Source organism: Humibacter antri (assembly GCF_054777235.1).
Genome location: NZ_BAAHAW010000053.1, coordinates 1 through 676 on the forward strand (window position 1 = coordinate 1; position 676 = coordinate 676).

The window sequence follows — 676 nt, forward strand, 5'->3', positions numbered from 1 at the left end:
CAATTGTTCTTACCACGGAGCAATTGGACCCGAAAAGAGAGGCATCTCGCAGATGCAAGCTTCTCATGCCGCACGAACGGCGGCCGCGTCATTCGACGACCCGAACCTCGTGTCGGCCGCCGGTCTTCTCCCGATCGTGCGGCTTGCTGAGAAGGCCGGGCTGCGCACTCTTGCGGATGAGTGGTTGAGCGTCCCGACGGACAAGGGTGCGAACGCCGGGTTGAAGGTCTCCTCGCTGGTTGCAGGGATGATCGCGGGCGCGGATTCGATCGATGACATGGCGCTGCTACGCCATGGCGGTATGGGTCGGCTGTTCGCTTCGATCTATGCCCCCTCGACGTTGGGGTCATTCTTGCGCTCGTTCACCTTCGGGCACGTGCGCCAACTGGACGCTGTCGCGTCCCGATTCCTGGTGGCTTTGGCCGCCGAGGCTCCGATCGTCCCGGCGCCCACGGATGGCGGGATGGTGTTCGTTGATGTCGATGACACGATCATCGAAGTCCACGGGCCGAAGAAGCAGGGCGCCGGGTTCGGATACTCCGGCGTCCGGGGCCTGAACGCGCTGCTGGCCACGGTATCGACTCAGAACACCGCTCCGGTGATCATCGGTCAGCGTCTACGCAAAGGCGCGACCGGGTCCCCGCGCGGCGCTGCCCGGATCGTCGCCGACGCGCTC

General features: G+C 64.8%; 1 protein-coding gene. It reads left to right on the forward strand.

Annotation, left to right across the window (positions count from 1 at the left end; translation table 11 throughout):
- Positions 1-52 precede the first annotated feature (52 nt).
- Positions 53-676, forward strand: a 624-nt coding sequence (locus tag ACYVDK_RS18225) for a transposase family protein (RefSeq protein ID WP_460524421.1), incomplete at its 3' end; no start/stop codon positions are given.